General features: G+C 64.9%; 11 protein-coding genes. All 11 read left to right on the forward strand.

Annotated elements, in window-relative coordinates:
- Positions 1-13: 13 nt before the first annotated feature.
- The 11 genes from B0G83_RS19345 to B0G83_RS19395 all read left to right on the forward strand — a co-directional run bounded on the left by B0G83_RS19345 (position 14) and on the right by B0G83_RS19395 (position 19,172).
- On the forward strand, positions 14-1,258 hold the full coding sequence (locus B0G83_RS19345) for a sarcosine oxidase subunit beta family protein (protein ID WP_105509015.1): 1,245 nt from the start codon (positions 14-16) through the stop codon (positions 1,256-1,258).
- Positions 1,259-1,278: 20 nt separating this feature from the next.
- On the forward strand, positions 1,279-1,593 hold the full coding sequence (locus B0G83_RS19350; RefSeq protein ID WP_105509016.1) for a sarcosine oxidase subunit delta: 315 nt from the start codon (positions 1,279-1,281) through the stop codon (positions 1,591-1,593).
- A complete protein-coding gene (locus B0G83_RS19355) occupies positions 1,590-4,592 on the forward strand; it encodes a sarcosine oxidase subunit alpha family protein (RefSeq protein ID WP_105509017.1) in 3,003 nt (1,000 codons plus the stop codon). Before B0G83_RS19350 ends, B0G83_RS19355 begins: the two co-directional genes overlap by 4 nt.
- Entirely contained in the window at positions 4,582-5,238 is a 657-nt protein-coding gene (locus B0G83_RS19360) for a sarcosine oxidase subunit gamma (RefSeq protein WP_105509018.1), read from the forward strand. The genes B0G83_RS19355 and B0G83_RS19360 overlap by 11 nt, the downstream gene beginning before the upstream one ends.
- A 17-nt stretch (positions 5,239-5,255) precedes the next feature.
- A complete protein-coding gene (locus tag B0G83_RS19365; protein ID WP_105509019.1) occupies positions 5,256-5,519 on the forward strand; it encodes a hypothetical protein in 264 nt (87 codons plus the stop codon).
- A 167-nt stretch (positions 5,520-5,686) separates the two neighbouring features.
- Entirely contained in the window at positions 5,687-7,105 is a 1,419-nt protein-coding gene (locus B0G83_RS19370) for an MFS transporter (RefSeq protein WP_105509020.1), read from the forward strand.
- A gap of 361 nt (positions 7,106-7,466) precedes the next feature.
- A complete protein-coding gene (locus tag B0G83_RS19375; protein ID WP_105509021.1) occupies positions 7,467-8,024 on the forward strand; it encodes a GNAT family N-acetyltransferase in 558 nt (185 codons plus the stop codon).
- 221 nt (positions 8,025-8,245) lie between these two features.
- Positions 8,246-8,581 carry a DUF6916 family protein gene (locus B0G83_RS19380; RefSeq protein ID WP_105509022.1) on the forward strand — a complete coding sequence of 112 codons (336 nt, stop codon included), beginning with the start codon at positions 8,246-8,248 and terminating at the stop codon, positions 8,579-8,581.
- Between the two features lie 58 nt (positions 8,582-8,639).
- Positions 8,640-9,251: a phage tail protein gene (locus tag B0G83_RS19385; RefSeq protein ID WP_105509023.1), complete on the forward strand. Its 612-nt coding sequence runs from the start codon at positions 8,640-8,642 to the stop codon at positions 9,249-9,251.
- A gap of 91 nt (positions 9,252-9,342) precedes the next feature.
- Complete coding sequence (locus B0G83_RS19390; RefSeq protein WP_105509024.1) at positions 9,343-17,544, forward strand: DUF4347 domain-containing protein; 8,202 nt, start codon at positions 9,343-9,345, stop codon at positions 17,542-17,544.
- Positions 17,541-19,172, forward strand: coding sequence for a TolC family protein (locus tag B0G83_RS19395; RefSeq protein ID WP_105509025.1), 1,632 nt, complete (start codon positions 17,541-17,543; stop codon positions 19,170-19,172). The genes B0G83_RS19390 and B0G83_RS19395 overlap by 4 nt, the downstream gene beginning before the upstream one ends.
- Positions 19,173-19,210 lie beyond the last annotated feature (38 nt).

Raw genomic sequence — 19,210 nt, forward strand, 5'->3', positions numbered from 1 at the left:
ACAAGGATCAACGATGAGCCGCTATTCGATATTCAGCCTCTTGCGCAACGGGATGTCGTATCACGAGAACTGGGAGCGTCAGTGGAAGAGCCCCGAGCCAAAACGTGAATACGACGTGGTGATCGTCGGCGGCGGCGGGCATGGTCTCGCCACGGCGTACTACCTCGCGAAGGAGCACGGCGTGCGCAATATCGCCGTGCTGGAAAAAGGCTGGATCGGCGGCGGCAACACGGCGCGCAACACGACGATCGTGCGTTCCAACTACCTGTGGGACGAATCCGCCGCGCTCTACGAAAAAGCAATGAAACTGTGGGAAGGGCTCTCGCAAGACCTGAACTACAACGTGATGTTCAGCCAGCGCGGCGTGATGAATCTCGCGCACACGTTGCAGGACGTGCGCGACACGGAGCGTCGTGTGAATGCGAACCGGCTGAACGGCGTGGACGCCGAATTCCTCACGCCGGCGCAGATCAAGGAAATCGAGCCGACCATCAATCTGAATAGCCGCTATCCGGTGCTCGGCGCGTCGATCCAGCGGCGCGGCGGCGTGGCGCGTCACGATGCGGTCGCGTGGGGTTTCGCGCGAGGCGCGGATCAGGCCGGTGTGGATATCGTGCAGAACTGTCAGGTGACGGGCATTCGCCGCGACGGCAGCCAGGTGACGGGCGTGGATACCACCAAGGGCTTCATCAAGGCGAAGAAAGTCGCGGTGGTGGCGGCGGGCAATACGTCGACGCTCGCGGATATGGCCGGCATACGTCTGCCGCTGGAAAGCCATCCGCTGCAGGCGTTGGTGTCCGAGCCGATCAAGCCGGTGGTCAACACCGTGGTGATGTCGAACGCGGTGCACGCGTATATCAGTCAGTCCGACAAGGGCGATCTGGTGATCGGCGCGGGCGTGGATCAATACACCGGGTTCGGTCAGCGCGGCAGCTTCCAGATCATCGAAGGCACGCTCGAAGCGATCGTGGAAATGTTCCCGGTGTTCTCGCGAGTGCGGATGAATCGCCAGTGGGGCGGCATCGTGGATGTGTCGCCGGACGCGTGCCCGATTATCAGCAAGACCGACGTGAAGGGCCTGTACTTCAATTGCGGCTGGGGCACCGGCGGCTTCAAGGCGACGCCCGGTTCGGGCTGGGCGTATGCGCACACCATCGCGCGCGACGAACCGCATCCTTTGAATGCGCCGTTCTCGCTGGACCGCTTTTATACCGGCCATCTGATCGACGAGCACGGCGCCGCCGCCGTCGCCCACTAACCGACATTGGAGAGAATCAGATGCTACTGATCGAATGCCCATGGTGCGGGCCGCGCGCCGAAACCGAATTTTCCTGCGGCGGCGAGGCGGACATTGCCCGTCCGCTCGACACCGAAAAACTCACCGACAAGGAATGGGGCGACTACCTGTTCATGCGTAAAAACCCGCGCGGCGTGCATCGCGAACAATGGATGCATGCGCAAGGATGCCGCCGCTGGTTCATGGCGCAACGCGATACGGTGAGCTACGAGATCCAGGGCTACGACACGTTCGAACGTCCGCTGCTCGCGCTGGATAGCAATGAAGGCAAGGCACAAGAGGGTAAGACGCAATGAGCCAGACAGACCGACTCCCCAACGGCGGCCGCATCAATCGCGCCATGCCGCTGACGTTCACGTTCAACGGCCGCCAGTATCAGGGCTATCAGGGCGACACGCTGGCCTCGGCGCTGCTCGCCAACGGCGTGCATTTCGTGGCGCGCAGCTGGAAATACCATCGGCCGCGCGGCATCGTGACGGCGGGCGTGGAAGAGCCGAACGCGGTCGTGCAACTGGAAACCGGCGCCTACACGGTGCCGAATGCTCGCGCCACCGAAGTCGAGTTGTATCAGGGGCTCGTCGCCAGCAGCGTCAACGCGAAGCCGAGCATCGAGAAAGATCGCATGGCGGTCAATCAGAAGTTCGCGCGCTTCATTCCGGCCGGCTTCTACTACAAGACCTTCATGTGGCCGCGCAAGTTCTGGCCGAAGTACGAAGAAGTGATTCGCGACGCCGCCGGTCTCGGCAAGGCGCCCGAACACCTCGACGCGGACCGCTACGACAAGTGCTTTGCGCATTGCGACGTGCTGGTGGTGGGCGGCGGCCCGACCGGGCTCGCGGCGGCGCATGCGGCGGCGTTGTCCGGCGCACGCGTGACGCTGATCGACGATCAGCCTGAACTGGGCGGCTCGCTGCTGTCGTGCCGCGCGGAGATCGACGGCAAGCCCGCGCTGCAGTGGGTGCATAAGATCGAAGACGAACTGCGGCAGATGCCCGACGTGAAGATCCTGTCCCGCAGCACCGCATTCGGCTATCAGGACCACAACCTGATCACGGTGACGCAGCGGCTCACCGAACATTTGCCGGTGACGCAACGCAAGGGCACGCGCGAACTGATGTGGAAGATCCGCGCGAAGCGCGTGATTCTCGCGACGGGCGCGCACGAACGGCCGATCGTGTTCGGCAATAACGATCTGCCGGGCGTGATGCTGGCGTCGGCGGTGTCGACCTATCTGCATCGTTACGCGGTACTGCCGGGCCGCAACGCGGTGGTGTTCACGAACAACGACGACGGCTATCAATGCGCGCTCGACCTGAAAGCGGCCGGCGCGCAGGTGACGGTGGTCGATCCGCGCGCGGGCGAATCGAAAGGCACGTTGCCGGCGCTCGCACGGCGCTACGGCGTGAAGGTGATGAACGGCGTCGCGATCACGGCGGCGCACGGCAAATTGCGGGTGGCGTCGGTCGAACTGGCGTCGTATGCGAAGGGCCAGCTCGGCGCTAAACAGGGTGACTTGCCGTGCGATCTGCTGGCCATGTCGGGCGGCTGGAGCCCCGTGCTGCACCTGTTCGCGCAATCGGGCGGCAAGGCGCATTGGCATGACGACAAGGCCTGTTTCGTGCCGGGCAAGGCGATGCAACCGGAAACCAGCGTCGGCGCCTGCGCGGGCGACTTCACGCTGGGCCAGGGCATCCGCTTTGCGATGGATGCGGGTATCGAGGCCGCGCGCGCCGCAGGCTTCATCGTGACGCGGCCGAATCCGGTGCAGGTGGCCGAGATCGCCGAAGCGAAGATGCTGCCGCTGTGGCTGGTCGGCGGTCGTGAGCTGGCCACGCGCGGGCCGAAGCAGTTCATCGATTTCCAGAACGACGTGTCGGCCGCGGATATTTTCCTGGCCGCGCGCGAAGGCTTCGAATCGGTCGAACATGTGAAGCGTTATACGGCAATGGGTTTCGGCACCGACCAGGGCAAGCTCGGCAACATCAATGGGATGGCGATTCTCGCGCAGGCGCTCGGCAAGACGATTCCCGAGACCGGCACGACCACCTTCCGTCCGAACTACACGCCAGTCACGTTCGGCACGTTCGCCGGCCGCGAGCTGGGCGAGTTTCTCGATCCGGTACGCAAGACGGCGGTGCATGAGTGGCATGTGGAAAACGGCGCGGCCTTCGAGGACGTCGGCAACTGGAAGCGTCCGTGGTATTTCCCGAAAGCGGGCGAGGACATGCACACTGCGGTAGCGCGCGAATCGCTCGCGGTGCGCACCAGCGTCGGCATACTCGACGCGTCGACGCTCGGCAAGATCGACATTCAGGGCCCCGATTCGGCGAAGCTGCTGAACTGGGTCTATACCAATCCGTGGAGCAAGCTGGAAGTCGGCAAATGTCGTTACGGCCTGATGCTCGACGAAAACGGCATGATTTTCGACGACGGCGTGACGGTGCGCCTCGCCGACCAGCACTACATGATGACGACCACGACCGGCGGCGCCGCGCGCGTGCTGACGTGGCTCGAAAGCTGGCTGCAGACGGAATGGCCGGATATGCGGGTCAGGCTCGCATCGGTCACCGATCACTGGGCCACCTTCGCCGTGGTCGGTCCGAATAGCCGCAAGGTGTTGCAGAAAGTGTGCGAGGACATCGACTTCGCGAACGCGGCGTTCCCGTTCATGAGCTATCGCGAAGGCACGGTGGCCGGCGCGGCGTCGCGAGTCATGCGCATCAGCTTCTCGGGCGAACTCGCCTATGAAGTGAACGTGCCGGCGAACGTCGGACGCGCGGTGTGGGAAGCGTTGATGGCGGCGGGCGCCGAGTACGACATCACGCCGTACGGCACCGAAACCATGCACGTCCTGCGCGCGGAGAAGGGCTACATCATCGTCGGTCAGGATACGGACGGCTCGATGACGCCGTACGACGTCGGCATGGGTGGGCTGGTCGCGAAGTCGAAAGACTTTCTCGGCAAGCGCTCGCTGACGCGTTCGGACACCGCGAAGGCGGGGCGCAAGCAACTGGTCGGGCTGCTGCCGGACGATCCGTCGTTCGTGATTCCCGAAGGCTCGCAGATCGTCGCCGGGCCGTTCCAGGGCGAGACCGCGGCGATGCTCGGTCACGTCACGTCGAGCTATTACAGCCCGATCCTGAAGCGTTCGATCGCGATGGCGGTCGTCAAGGGCGGTCTCGACAAGATCGGCGAAACGGTCACGATTCCGCTTGCGAGCGGTAAACAGATTGCGGCGAAGATCGCCAGCTCGGTGTTCTATGACAGCGAAGGAGCACGTCAACATGTGGAATGAAACTCGAGGCACGGGCTCGGTCGTGGATCGCGCGGTCGGCAAGCAAACCGGCGTGTGGCAGGAGTCCCCGCTGGTCGGCACGGATGCGTTGCTGAAGAAGCATCTGGCAACGGCCAACGCGGCGTTCAGATTGAACGAGCGGCCGTTTCTGGAATTGGTGAACGTGCGCGGCGATACACGCGACGCGGCCTTCATGCAGGCAATGGAGAGCGTGCTCGGCTGCCGTCCGCCGGAAAAGGCCAACACGATTGCACGCGGCAATGGCTACGACCTGCTGTGGCTCGGCCCGGACGAATGGCTGGTGCGCTCGGCCACCGCGCACGACGCGAGCCGCAGCGCGCCGTTGCAGGCGAAACTCGGCGCTGCGTTCGCGGGCGTGTTCGCGGCGGTGGTGGATATCGGCAGCGGCTATACGGTGCTTGAAATTAGCGGCACACGCACGCGTGAGGTGCTGGCGCGCGGCTGTCCGCTCGATCTGCATCCCAAACTGTTCGGCGAAGGGCAGTGCGCGCAGAGCCACTATTTCAAGGCATCGATGACGCTCGTGCCGACCGGCGCGAACAGCTTCGATATCGTCGTGCGTCGCAGTTTTGCCGATTACTTCGTCAAGATGATGCTCGACGCGGCCGAGCCGCTGATGTCGTAACGCGGCTTCAGTCCGACATGACCGCGACGCGTCTGGCCACCGCGCGTCTCACCGAGCGCGCCTGCCATGAAGGCGATGCGCATGCCGCGCTCGCGCTACTCGATCAGAGCATCATGCTGCGGCACCGGCGCATCGCGCTGATCCGCTATCTGCTCGCGCAGCAGCTCGGCGCGCCGCTGGAGGCGCGTCATCATCAATACGTCGAACGGATTGCCGCGCGGCTGAGCGCGGAGGCGCTTGCGCGCATCGCAGGCGCGGCGCGTGCGCGGCTGCGGGTGTGATGCCGCCGAACGCGATCTGAACGATGCCCCCGGCGGTTCCACGAACGACGCCCCCGTTCCACTCCGATGACGGTTTCTTTCTATGTGGCCGATTTATGTCGGCGTCTACTGAAAAGACACTGAACGGAGTACTCACGCGGCTGCCGCCGCATCAACGAGGGGATGCCATGTCCATCGCTATCCAGTCGCGCGCGAGCGCTGCCGCCCGGCTCGAACGACTGCCGTTTTCCGGTTATCACCGGACCATCTTCATCATCATTGCCGTCGCGTTCTTCTTCGATTCGGTCGATCTCGGCACGATGACCTTCGTGCTCGGTTCGATCAAATCGGAGTTTCATCTATCGACCGCGACGGCGGGGCTGGTCGCGAGCGCGAGTTTCTTCGGCATGGTGATCGGCGCGGCGGTGGCGGGCTTGCTCGCCGATCGTTTCGGCCGCCGTCCGATATTCCAATGGAGCATGGTGTTGTGGGGCGCGGCGTCGTATCTCTGTTCGACCGCGCAGAGTGTCGATGCGCTGATTTTTTATCGCGTGCTGCTCGGCTTCGGCATGGGGATGGAGTTTCCGATCGCGCAGACCTTGTTGTCGGAATTCGTGCCGGCGGCATCGCGCGGACGGCTGATCGCGCTGATGGATGGGTTCTGGCCGCTCGGTTTCATCACGGCGGGCGTGGTGTCGTATTTCGTCCTGCCGACGCTAGGCTGGCGCACGGAGTTTGCGTTGCTGGCGATTCCGGCGGTATTCGTGCTGATCGTGCGACGCGTGGTGCCGGAGTCGCCGCGCTGGCTCGAACATCGCGGACGCGTCGAGGAAGCGGATCGCGTGCTCGCCGACGTCGAGGCGAAGGTGATGAAGGCGACGGGGCTGCGTGACTTGCCCGCGCCGGCGATGCTTGCCGAGCCGGCGGCGCAGCAGGGCATGGGGGCGTTCCGGGAGATCTGGAGCGGCATCTATCGGCGCCGCACGGTGATGGTCTGGACGTTGTGGTTTTTTGCGCTGCTCGGGTTTTACGGATTGACGTCGTGGCTGGGTGCATTGATGCAGCAGGCGGGTTTTGCCGTGACTAAATCGGTGCTGTATACGGTGCTGATTTCGCTCGGGGGAATTCCGGGGTTTATTTGCGCGGCCTGGCTCGTGGAGCGGTGGGGGCGTAAGCCGACTTGCATCGCCTCCCTGTTGGGCAGTGCGGTGATGGCTTATCTCTACGGGCAGACCGCCTTGCATGCGCAGACGCCGACGCTGCTGATCTGTGCCGGGCTCGCGATGCAGTTCTTTCTGTTTGCGATGTGGGCTGTGCTCTATACCTACACGCCGGAGCTTTACGGGACCGGCGCGAGAGCGACGGGGTCGGGATTTGCGTCGGCGATTGGGCGGGTCGGGTCGTTGATCGGGCCTTATGTGGTGGGCGTCGTGCTGCCGGTGTTTGGGCAAGGCGGGGTGTTTTCGCTGGGCGCGGCGTGTTTTGTGGTGGCGGGCGCGGCGGTGTGGGTGCTCGGGGTCGAGACGCGCGGCGTGGTGCTGGAGGCGTTGGTGGAGGCGGGCGACACAGGCGACGCGCGGGGTGTGTTGGGGGTGGCGCAAGAGTGAGCCGACGTGGCGCGCATTCGGGCAAAGGGGTTAAGTCGTGCCGTGAGCCTTTTTTCTTCTTGAATGCGCGCTGTCCGCCACTGCCGTGACGGTTTTGAATTAATAACACGCCCGTTCATATTTCTAATTGTTACAAGCGCGACGTTTAACTTAAACAGACAAATCGGCAAGATTTCCCGCAACTCACTGATTAAGCGCCGCTCCCAATCAAACCTCAATAATCGACGCCCCGCGAAAACTGTCTGCAATCCGGGAAATCCCTTCCCGCAATCTCCTGAATAATCGATTGCACGCTTATTAACAACCCGTTACGATCCGATCCCATACGCATCTCATAAATCCCTGCAAGAGCATCGAGCGCATGACAGCAATGCCGGATCTGGCCGCACCGATCGCGGAATCCGCGGTTTCCCTGCGCGCATCGACGCCCGCCGACCGGGAGTTTCTGAAAAGCGTTTTCGTCAGCACGCGTGCCGCCGAATTTGCCGCCACCGGTTGGACGGCAGGACAGATCGACGCGCTGCTCGCGCAGCAGTTCGATATGCAGGACGTCTATTACCGGCGCCATTATCCGGCTGGCCGCTTCGACGTCGTGATGGCCGGCGATCAGCCCGCGGGCCGCCTGTATCACAACTGGCACCGGGAACGCGGGGTCAACGTGATCGACATCGCCTTGCTGCCGGCGTTTCGCGGCGTGGGTATCGGCACTCGCCTGATGCATGCGGTGGTCGGGAGGGCGGCGCAGGCCGGGTTGCCGATCACGTTGCACGTCGAAGCGAACAATCCGGTGCAATCGCTTTATCGCCGGTTAGGCTTCGCGAAAAGCGGAGAAAATGGCATTTATGAATCGATGCGGCGTGAAATCATGCCGTTCGATTTTTCCGGTGAGCCATTGCGGGGTTTGCAGTCCGGTTTTTGAGTCGCTGTGTCAAAAATGCGGCGCGCATATAAAGCGCTTCGTATAACGACAATATTTTAAAGCCAGGTTTGAAGCGCGCCGTTAACCCTTGCATCGAGCCACATCGAAACAAGGAACGGTGTTTAAAAAGCTGTCCGGTAAATGCGCCGTGCATCGCCATAAAAGGCGGCCGGCCATTATCGGGCGAACGGCGCGCGACCAATTCACTGCCGGGGGGCGGGTTGTCTGCAATTCCTACACATGCCGAGCTGACTGAGTCGCTTGGCGGTCTCTTCACGCTGACGTCGCAACAGGGCACGGCGGTGCAGGCGCGGTTGATCGGCGCGCCCGCCGGCGTTCCGATGGACGACGACTACGTCTGCTACCACGCACTTTTCGAATTGCCGTTGGGCGTGCAACTTCCCCAGGACAACTACCGCGTCGACGCACCGGATGGTCGTGCGTGGATGCTGTTCGCCACGCCGACACGTCCGCAGAAAAACGGCGCCGCGACACTGTGCATCGTGATCCACACCGTGAAACCGGCGGCCCAACAGCCGGTCGAGTCCCCGCAATGACGCCGGCCGTCGTGCTCGCGACCCGGCGTTTCATCCGTCCTCTCTCCAGGAGAAGTTCATGAGCGATCCGTATCTCGGCGAAATTCGTATGGTCGGCTTCAACTTTGCGCCGGTCGGCTGGGCGTTGTGCCAGGGGCAGATCGTGTCGATCGCCCAGAATAATGCGTTGTTCGCGCTGCTCGGCACGACGTTCGGCGGCACCGGCACGACTACCTTCGGTTTGCCGAATTTCAGCGGCCGCGCGCCGGTCGGCATGGGCCAGGGGCCGGGCCTGTCGCCGGTCGTTTGGGGTGAAATCGGCGGCACGGAAACCACCACGATTCTGCAAACGCAGATGCCGATCCACACGCACGTCGCCACCGCCAGCGGCGGCGGCACCGGCAACGTCCAGATCAGCGTGCCGGCGACCACCACGACGACCGGTACCACGGCGACGCCCGCCAGCAATACGGTGCTCGCTCCTGGCGCGTCGGCCGGCCATCCCGCCACGATCTACAGCACGGCGGCGGCGAACACGAGTCTCGCGCCGTTCAGTGCGCCGGTGACGACGACGCCGCCGACCATCGTGAACCAGCCCGCCGGGGGCAGCCAGCCGGTTAGCCTGCGCAATCCGTACCTCGGCACGACCTTCATCATCGCGTTGCAAGGCATTTACCCGACGCGGCAGTAAGACGCGTGGTTCGGCCGCCGCAGCGCGGCGGCCATCGATAGTTACCGGTAGTTATCGGGCGCGGTAAGCGGCGCCCCGCGGAGCGAGTGTCATGAAAATCGTCAAGCAACTTCTGAAGCGTCTGAGCGACACCGGCGACTCGACCGGCGCGCGTGCGCCCGTTGCACCGGCGCCGCTGATCATGGCACTCGAACCGCGCGTCGTGTATGACGCATCGGTCGCGGCGGTTGCGCCGCATCCGCATGGCGCGGAAGGCGACTCGCACGCGAACGCGACCAGCTCGCTGTCTGCCACGCCGAAGCCGGTCGCCGAACACGACGTCAAACCGGATCACGCGGCGAAGTCCGACCCGAACAAGGACAGCACGGCGCCGAAGGCGACGGAGTCCGGCGCGGCCAGCCACGGCGGCGGGGCGGCGCACCAGGTGGTGTTCATCGACCCGAGCGTCGCGAACTACCAGGCGCTGATTGCCGGTTTGCCGGCCGGCACGCAATACGTGGTGCTGAATGCGAACACCGACGGCTTTGAGCAGATCGCGCAGTACCTGCAAACCCACAAGGGCGTCGAATCGATCCATCTGATCTCGCATGGCGCGGACGGCGAGATCCAGGCCGGCTCGAGCTGGCTGAACGCCGGCGACCTGTCGGCCTACAGCGCGGAGCTTGCGCAGATCGGCGCGGAAATGAGGCCGGGCGGCGATTTCCTGATCTACGGTTGCGACGTCGCGCAGAACGCGGACGGCAAGTCGCTAGTACAGAACATCGCGGCGCTCACGCATCTGAACGTGGCCGCCTCGACAGACCCGACCGGCCTCGCCGCGCTCGGCGGCAACTGGACGCTCGAATACACGGTTGGCGACGTGCACACGCCGGTGATCGAATCGGCGGCGGCGCAGGCGCAATACAACGCGCTGCTCGGCGTGACGGTGGAGAGCTACGACAACCACGTGTCGCCGGCCTTCGACACCACGGGCACGAGTTTCACGCTCGACGGCATCACCTACACGACCGATCAGGCCGTCGAGAGCGACGTCTACACGCAGACGACCGACCCGTTCGGCGCGCCGCCGTTGTCCACCAGTTCGACGGACGGCGTGCTGATGGTCAACTTCAACGGCACGCAAATGTCGTCGCTGACCATCACGCTCGCGAGCGGCCAGCATTTCGCGCTGCAAAGCTTCGACATCGACGCGTTCAGCGACGGCTCGATCTACATCATCCCGAACGGCGATACGTCGAAGGAAGTCCTGCTGGTGTCGGGCGGACTGTACTCGGCCACCAAGAGTCTCGCCAGCAATCCGGACTTCCAGAACCTCACGTCGGTCACGATCAAGGACGTCGGCGACGACGGCTACCTGACGCCGACGCTGAACAACTTCACGTACACCGTGCTCGGCACGACGGCCACCGCGAGCGGCGGCAGCGCCGCGTTTACGGCGGGCGACAACGTCACGTCGACGCCGGTCGCGGTGGACAACGGCATCACCCTGTCCGACCCGCAAGCCACTACCGCGCAGAGCGCGACGGTGTCGATCACCGGCAACCTGCATTCGGGCGAAGACGTGCTGGCGTTCGTCAATACCAACACGACGCTCTACGGCAACATCACGGCGACGTACAGCGCGGGCACCGGCATCCTGTCGATGAGTTCGTCGGGCGGCACGGCGACCATCGCGCAATGGCAGAGCGCATTGCGGGCCGTGACCTACACCGACACGGCCATCACGCCGAACTCGGCTACCCGCACCGTTACCTTCAGCGTCAACGACGGCGTGTCCGCCGGCGTCAGCGCGAGCCGTACCGTCACCGTTGCCGACACCGACCAGACGCCGACGCTCACCAGCACCAGCACCGGCGCGTCCTATCTGGCCGGCTCAGCCTCCACGCCGGTGTTCAGCGGCGTCACGATCGGCGATCGCGACAACACTACGATGGCGTCCGCGACCGTGTCGTTCAACAGTGGTTTTCAAGCCGGCGACGTGCTGTCGTTCACCAACGACGGCGCGACGATGGGCAACATCACCGCCCTGTATAACTCGACCACCGGCGTGATGACGATGAGTTCTTCAGGCGCGACCGCGACGCTCGCGCAGTGGGACAACGCGCTCGACGCGGTCCGTTTCGCCGACGCATCGAACGCGCCGCCGGGTGCGCGCACCGTGGCATTCACCGTGAGCGACGGCCCGAAGAGCAGCGCGGCGATCAGCAATACCGTGACCGTGACGTCCGGCCCGAACCTCACGCTGGACAGCGGCTCGGCCGGATTCGTCGCAGGCGACAACGCGGTGTCCACGCCGGTCGCGGTCGACTCCGGGTTGACCGTCTCCGACGCTTCCAGCCCGACGCTGGCGAGCGCCATCGTGTCGATCACCGGCAACTTCCACGGCAGTGAAGACATGCTGCTCTACGTCAACAACCCGGCGACGATGGGCGACATCAGCGGCTCGTACGACTCGGGCACCGGCATCCTGACGCTGACCTCGGCGAGCGGTACGGCGTCGCTCGCGCAATGGCAGTCGGCGTTGCGCTCGATCACGTACACCGACACGGCGGTCACGCCGAACAGCGCGACCCGTACGATCAGCTTCAGCGTCAACGACGGCGCGCACACCAGCGCCACGGCCACGCGCACGGTCACGGTCACCGATACGGATCAGACGCCGACGCTCAGCACGTCCAGCAGCGGCATTGCGTACGTGGCGGGCACGGCCGCCACGCAGGTGTTCAGCGGCGTGAGCATCGCCGATCGCGACAACACGACGATGTCGCAGGCGACCGTCTCGATCGGCAGCGGCTTCGCGACGGGCCAGGACGTGCTGTCGTTCGTCAACGACGGCGCGACGATGGGCAACATCGCCGCCTCGTACAACGCGAGCACCGGGGTGATGATGCTGAGTTCATCGGGCGGTACGGCGACGCTCGCGCAGTGGGACAGCGCGCTCAATGCGGTGCGTTTCTCCGACGCGGCGAACGGCTCGCCGGGCGCGCGCACGATTTCGCTGTCCGTGAGCGACGGCAGCAAGAGCAGCCTCGCCGTCACCAACACGGTGACGGTGACCGCCGTGCCGGTCGTCACAACGGACAGCGGCTCGGCCGCTTTCGTGGCGGCCGACAATGCGCCGTCCACGCCGGTCGTGATCGACTCGGGCTTGACCGTGACCGACGCCGGCAGCCCGACGCTGCAGAGCGCGACCGTTTCGGTCAGCGGCAATTACCATAACGACCAGGACGTGCTGAGTTTCACCAACAACGGCATCACGATGGGCGACATCACGGCCTCGTACAACGCCACGACTGGCGTGATGACGCTGACCTCGGCGAGTGGCACGGCGACGCTCGCGCAGTGGCAGTCGGCGTTGCGCTCGGTCACGTATACCGACACGGCGGTCACGCCGAACAGCGCGACCCGCACGATCAGCTTCACTGTCAACGACGGCGCGCAGGGCAGCGCGATCGCGACGCGCACCGTGACCGTCGCGGATACCGACCAGACGCCGATCATCGCCACGACGGTCGGCTCGACCGCCTTCGTCGCAGGCAACAACACCACGTCGACGCCGGTTGCGATCGACGGCGGCATCACGGTATCGGACCTCGACAATACGACGCTCGCCTCCGCGACCGTGGCGATCACCGGTAATCTGCACAGCGGCGAGGACGTGCTGGGGTTCAATAACACCAGCTCGACGTTGTTTGGCAACATCAGCGGGTCGTACAACAGTCTCACCGGCGTGATGGTCCTGAGCTCGTCCGGCGGGACCGCGACCCTCGCGCAGTGGCAGAACGCGCTGGACGCCGTCACCTACACGAGCACCGCGATCACGCCGAACGCCGCGAATCGCACGATCAGCTTCGTGGTGAACGACGGCACGAAAGACAGCGCGGTGGTCACCAAGGTCGTGACCGTTGCGGACGTCGATCAGACGCCGGTGGTGACGACCAGCGGCGGCAGCGCGGCGTTTACCGCGGGCGACAATGCGCCCTCCGCGCCGGTGGCGGTGGACGGCGGCATCACCGTATCGGACCGCGATAACACCACGCTAGCGTCGGCCACCGTGTCGATCGGCGCGGGTTTTCACGCGGGCGAGGACGTGCTGTCGTTCATCAACAACGGCGCGACGATGGGCAACATCGTTGCCAGCTACAACGCCGCGAACGGCGTGCTGACGCTGAGTTCGCTGGGCGCCTCGGCGACCCTCGCGCAATGGCAGGCGGCGCTGCGTTCGGTCACCTACACCGACACGGCGGTCACGCCGGACAACACGACCCGCACGATCAGCTTCACGGTCAACGACGGCACGCAGAACAGCGCGCTGGCCTCGCGCAACGTCACCGTCGCCGATACCGATCAGACGCCGATCCTCAGCACCAGCGGCGGATCGTCCGCGTTCGTCGCGGGCGACAACGTGACCTCGACGCCGGTGACGGTGGATACGGGCGTCACCGTGTCCGATCTCGACAATGCGACGCTCGCCTCCGCGACCGTGGCGATCACCGGCAACTTCCACAGCGGCGAAGACATCTTGTCGTTCACCAACGACGGCGTGACGATGGGCAACATCGTGGCCACGTACAACGCGTCGACCGGTGTGCTGACGCTGAATTCACTGAGCGCCTCGGCGACGCTCGCGCAATGGCAGGCGGCGCTGCGCGCGGTGACTTATACCGACACGGCGATCACGCCGACCAACTCGACCCGCACGGTGTCGTTCTCCGTCAACGACGGCACCAGGACCAGCGTAGCCGGCACGAAAAACGTCACCGTGACGGATACGGATCAGACGCCCGTTACCTCGATTGGCGGCGGTACGGTCGACTACGTGGCGGGCACCAGCGCACAGACCGTATTTAGCGGCGTGACGGTCAGCGATCGCGACAACCCCACGCTTTCCTCGGGCGTCGTCGCAATCACGTCGGGATTCCAGTCCGGCGACACGCTCTCGTACCTGAACACCAGTTCGACTCAGTTCGGCAACATCACGGCGTCGTATAACGCGGCAACGGGCGTGTTGACGCTGACGTCCTCGGGAGCAACGGCAACCGACGCGCAATGGCAGAACGCAATCGCAGCGGTGACGTTCTCGAACAACCCGGCGTCGCCGCTCGGCAACCGTACGGTGTCGGTCACCGTCAACGACGGCGTGAAGAACAGCGTGGCGGTGTCCAGCACCGTCGACGTGCTGAGCTCGTCGCCGAGCGTGACGCTCAGCGGCAGCGCGCCGGCATTCACGGCGGGCGATAACACGGCGTCGACGCCGGTCACGCTGGACGGGGGCCTGACGATTATCGACCCCGAGGCCGGCACGCTGGCCTCGGCCACCGTATCGATCGGCGCGGGCTTCCATGCCGGCCAAGACGTGCTGAACTACATCAACGACGGCGCGACGATGGGCAACATCGTCGCCACTTACGACGCCGCGACCGGCGTGCTGACGCTAAGTTCGGCCGGGCAGACGGCGACGCTGGCGCAATGGCAGGCGGCGCTGCGGACGGTGTCCTACACCGATACGGCGATCACGCCCGACACGACGTCACGCACGGTCAACTTCCAGATCTACGACGGCATTCAGTCCAGCACGGTGGCCAGCAAAACCGTCACCGTGGCGGACGTCGATCAGACGCCGATCCTGACGACTTCGGGCGGCAGCGCGGCGTTCACGGCGGGCGACAATACGGCTTCGACGCCGGTGGCGGTGGACGCTGGCGTGACGGTGACGGACCTCGACAATACGACGCTGGCCTCGGCGACCGTCTCGATCACAGGCGGCTTCCATGCCGGCCAGGACGTGCTGTCGTTCAATAATGACGGCGCGACGATGGGCAACATCACTGTCACCGGCTACGACGCGTCGACCGGTGTACTGACGCTGACGTCGTCGGGCGCAACCGCGACGCTTGCACAGTGGCAGGCCGCGCTGCAATCAGTGACCTACACCGACACGGCGGTGACGCCGGCCACCGCCACGCGCACGATCAGTTTCACGGTCAACGACGGCACGAAAGACAGCGCCGCGGGCACCAAACAGGTTACGGTTGCGGACGTCGATCAAACGCCGATCCTGACCACTTCGGGCGGCGGCACGGCGTTCACGGCGGGCGACAACACGGCTTCGACGCCGGTGGCGGTGGACGCTGGTGTGACGGTGACGGACCTCGACAACGCGACGCTGGCCTCGGCGACCGTCTCGATCACAGGGGGCTTCCATGCCGGCCAGGACGTGTTGTCGTTCAACAATGACGGCGCGACGATGGGCAACATCACTGTCACCGGCTACGACGCGTCGACCGGCGTGCTGACGCTGACGTCGTCGGGCGCAACCGCGACGCTTGCACAGTGGCAGGCCGCGCTGCAATCAGTGACCTACACCGACACGGCGGTGACGCCGGACAACACGACCCGCACGATCAGTTTCACGGTCAACGACGGCACGAAAGATAGCGCCGCGGGCACCAAACAGGTTACGGTTGCGGACGTCGATCAAACACCGATCCTGACCACGTCGAACGGCAAGACGTCGTTCGTCTCGGGCGACAATACGGCCTCGACGCCGGTGGTGGTGGACGCTGGCGTGACGGTGACAGACCTCGACAATACGACGCTCGCCTCGGCGACCGTCTCGATCACTAGCGGCTTCCATGCCGGCCAGGACGTGCTGTCGTTCAACAACGACGGCGCGACGATGGGTAACATCACCGTCACCGGCTACGACGCGTCGACCGGTGTGCTGACGCTGACGTCGTCGGGCGCAACCGCGACGCTCGCCCAATGGCAGGCTGCGCTGCGTTCCGTGACCTACACCGACACGGCCGTCGTGCCCGATGTCACCCAGCGCACGATCAGCTTCAGCGTCAACGACGGCACCCAGGACAGCGCCGCCGGCACGAAGGCGATCACGATTACCGCCACAGATCAGACACCGATGATCTCGATCGGCAACGACGGCACGCCGACCTTCGCGAGCGGACCGAACGCGAACCCGGTCACGATCGCGCCGCAGATCAACGTGACGGACGCCAACAGCGGCGCCACGCTCGACTCGGCGACGGTCTCGATCACCGGCGGTTTCCAGCCAGATCGCGACGTGCTCGCGTTCCAACCGAGCGCTGCGACGGGCAATATCACCGCGCTTTACAACGCGGCGACCGGCGTGCTGACGTTGAGTTCGTTCAATGACACGGCGACGCTCGCGCAATGGCAAGCCGCGCTCGCCAGCGTCACCTACGCGGACCGCGCGAGCGAAACCAGTGCGACCAGCCGCACGATCAGCTTCTCGGTGAATGACGGCCACAAGACCAGCGAGGCTTCCACGCGCACGGTGAATATCGCCGCCGCGCCCAGAGTGGTGTCGCCGCCGCCCGCGCCGCAGTCGGGCCAACCGGCGCCGGCCACGCCGACCACGCTGCCGCCCAAGGGCAACGGCGTGAGCGTGGCGGTTCCGTCGATCGCGGGCCCCGCCACGCCGAGCGCATTCAACCCACCCGCGCCCGACATCGTCCCCGCGTTCCCGTTCAACCTGACCGACAGCATTTCGAACCCGCTGATCGTGCTCGACGCATTCGCCGACGCGCCGGAAGTCGGCTCGATCCCAGCCACCCACACGGCCACCTTCACCGCCGACGAAATCGGTACGAGCAGCTACGCGAACAGCGGCAGCAGCGACGGCTCGCAGCATCACGGCTCGCTGAGCGACACCTCGGTCGGCCCAATCGAAACGACGCCCGCGCCGACCAGCGCGCCGCTCTCGCTCGATCTGCCCGCGCTCGCGTTGCGTCTGAACGTCGCGCCGGATCAAGCGTTCGTCGTCTCGCTGCCGATCATGCTCGGTTCGAGCGAAGGTTTGCCGGTCGGCGCCGACGCGCACGTCGAACTGCGCCTCGCCGACGGCCGTCCGTTGCCGAACTGGCTGCATTACGACCCGGTGCGCGGCACGCTGAGCGGCAAGGTGCCCGCGAATCAGCGCAGCTTGCAGATCGCGATCATCGCGCACGACGCGCAAGGTCATCAGACGCGCCGCGACGTGGCGATCGAATTCGGCGGTGCGGCCCGCTCCACGCACTCGGGGCAGACCGGACACGACGCACCGCACGGCGCGGCCCGTCCGCCCGCCGCAGGACCGACTGCCACGCCGGTCACGACGCCGCACGCGGCGCTGCCGTTCAATAGTCCGCCGCTCGCCAAACCCTCGCTCGCCGAACAGTTCGTGCGCGCGCATGCGACGCTGCACGTGGCCCGTCCAGTCAACGCGGCCGCCGCCACCGTCGCACCCGAAGCCGTCTCGCGAGGTCACGCATGAGCGTCCGCCGTGTTCCGCATCCTGTCATCTTTAGAAAGAGAGCCGCTGAATTGAACTCCTCGTCCGTAGCGGTGCGTGCACCGCGTCCCGCCTTGCTGGCGCTGTCGCTCGCCGTCATCTGGTTGTCGGGCTGCGCGATCAAACCCACGCCGTTCACCGAAGCCGAACGCACGCAGACCGCGCAAACCGACCGCACGTCGATGTTCGCGCAGCAGCAGGCCGTCAGCGGCCCGATCACGCTCGACGAAGCGATGGCGCGCGCGATCCGCTACAACCTGGATCATCGGCTGAAGATGATGGAAGAAGCGCTCGCGCAGAAACAGCTCGATCTGTCGAACTTCGATCTGCTGCCCAAGCTAACCGCGCAGGCCGGTTATACGACGCGCAATCATGAACTCGCATCGTCGTCGACCAACGTGTTCACCAACGAGCAGTCGCTCGCGCCGTCCTATTCGACCGACAAGAACGACCGCACCGCGGACCTGTCGTTCTCCTGGAATCTGCTGGATTTCGGCGTCAGCTACTACGAAGCGAAAGAGCAGGCCGACCACGTGCTGGTGCTCGAACAGCGCCGCCGCAAGGTCGTGCAGTTGATGATGCAACAGGTGCGCGAAGCGTACTGGCAAGCGACGGGCGCGCAACGTCTGCGTGATCGCATCGGACCGCTGCTCGATCAGGCGCGCTCCGCGCTGAACGATTCGCGGCAGGCGCAGCGCGAAAACCTGCGTGCGCCGCTCGATACGCTGAACTACCAGCACGCGCTGCTCGATCTGATGCGTCAGCTCGAAGAAATCCGCGATCAGCTCGAGGAAGCGAAGCCGCGTCTGGCCGCGCTGATGAATCTCGAACCGGGCAAGGACTACACGCTCGCGCCGCCGGAAGGCTTCGCGGTGCCGACCTTCGACATGCCGATGGACCGCATGGAAGAGACCGCGCTGGAGCGCCGTCCGGAACTGGTCGAGGCGAGCTATAACGAACGGATCAGCGTCAACGAAACCCATAAGGCGATGGCGAAGATGCTGCCCGGCATCGAATTCAGTCTGGGCACGCATTACGACAGCAACAGCTTCCTCGTCTATAACGCGTGGCGCGCGGCAGGCATCAGCGTGAGCTGGAACCTGCTGAACCTGATCAACGTGAAGAACATCAAGGGCATGGCCGACGCGCAACTCGAAGTAGCGAAGACGCAGCGTCTCGCGCTTAGCATGGCGGTGCTCACGCAAGTGCACGTGGCCACCAGCGAGCTGAGCGCGAAGCGTCGCCAGTTCGATCTGCTCAAGCAGATGAACGACGTCGATCAGCAGATTCTCGAACACACGCATAACGCGACGCAGGCGAACGCACAGGGCAAGCTCGAGGAAATCCGCGCGGCGACCGGTGCGATGATGTCCGAGCTGCGGCTGTATCAGAGCTACGGCGAACTCGAAAACGCGTACGGGCAGTTGCTCGCCACGCTCGGGCTCGATCCGGTGCCGGACACGGTCAAGGGTCACGACCTGGCGTCGTTGCAGCAGTCGATCAATCAGGAGCAGCAGCGCTGGGTCGCGCTCGGGCATGGCATGACCACTAGCGCACCGGCCACCATTCAGGCAACCGGTCCGGCAACCGGCGGAGTCAAGACGCAATGAAGTTTTCGCAGTGTGCGGCGTGGTGCGCAGTCGCAGTG

Source organism: Paraburkholderia sp. BL21I4N1, assembly GCF_002973525.1.
Classification (GTDB): Bacteria; Pseudomonadota; Gammaproteobacteria; order Burkholderiales; family Burkholderiaceae; genus Paraburkholderia.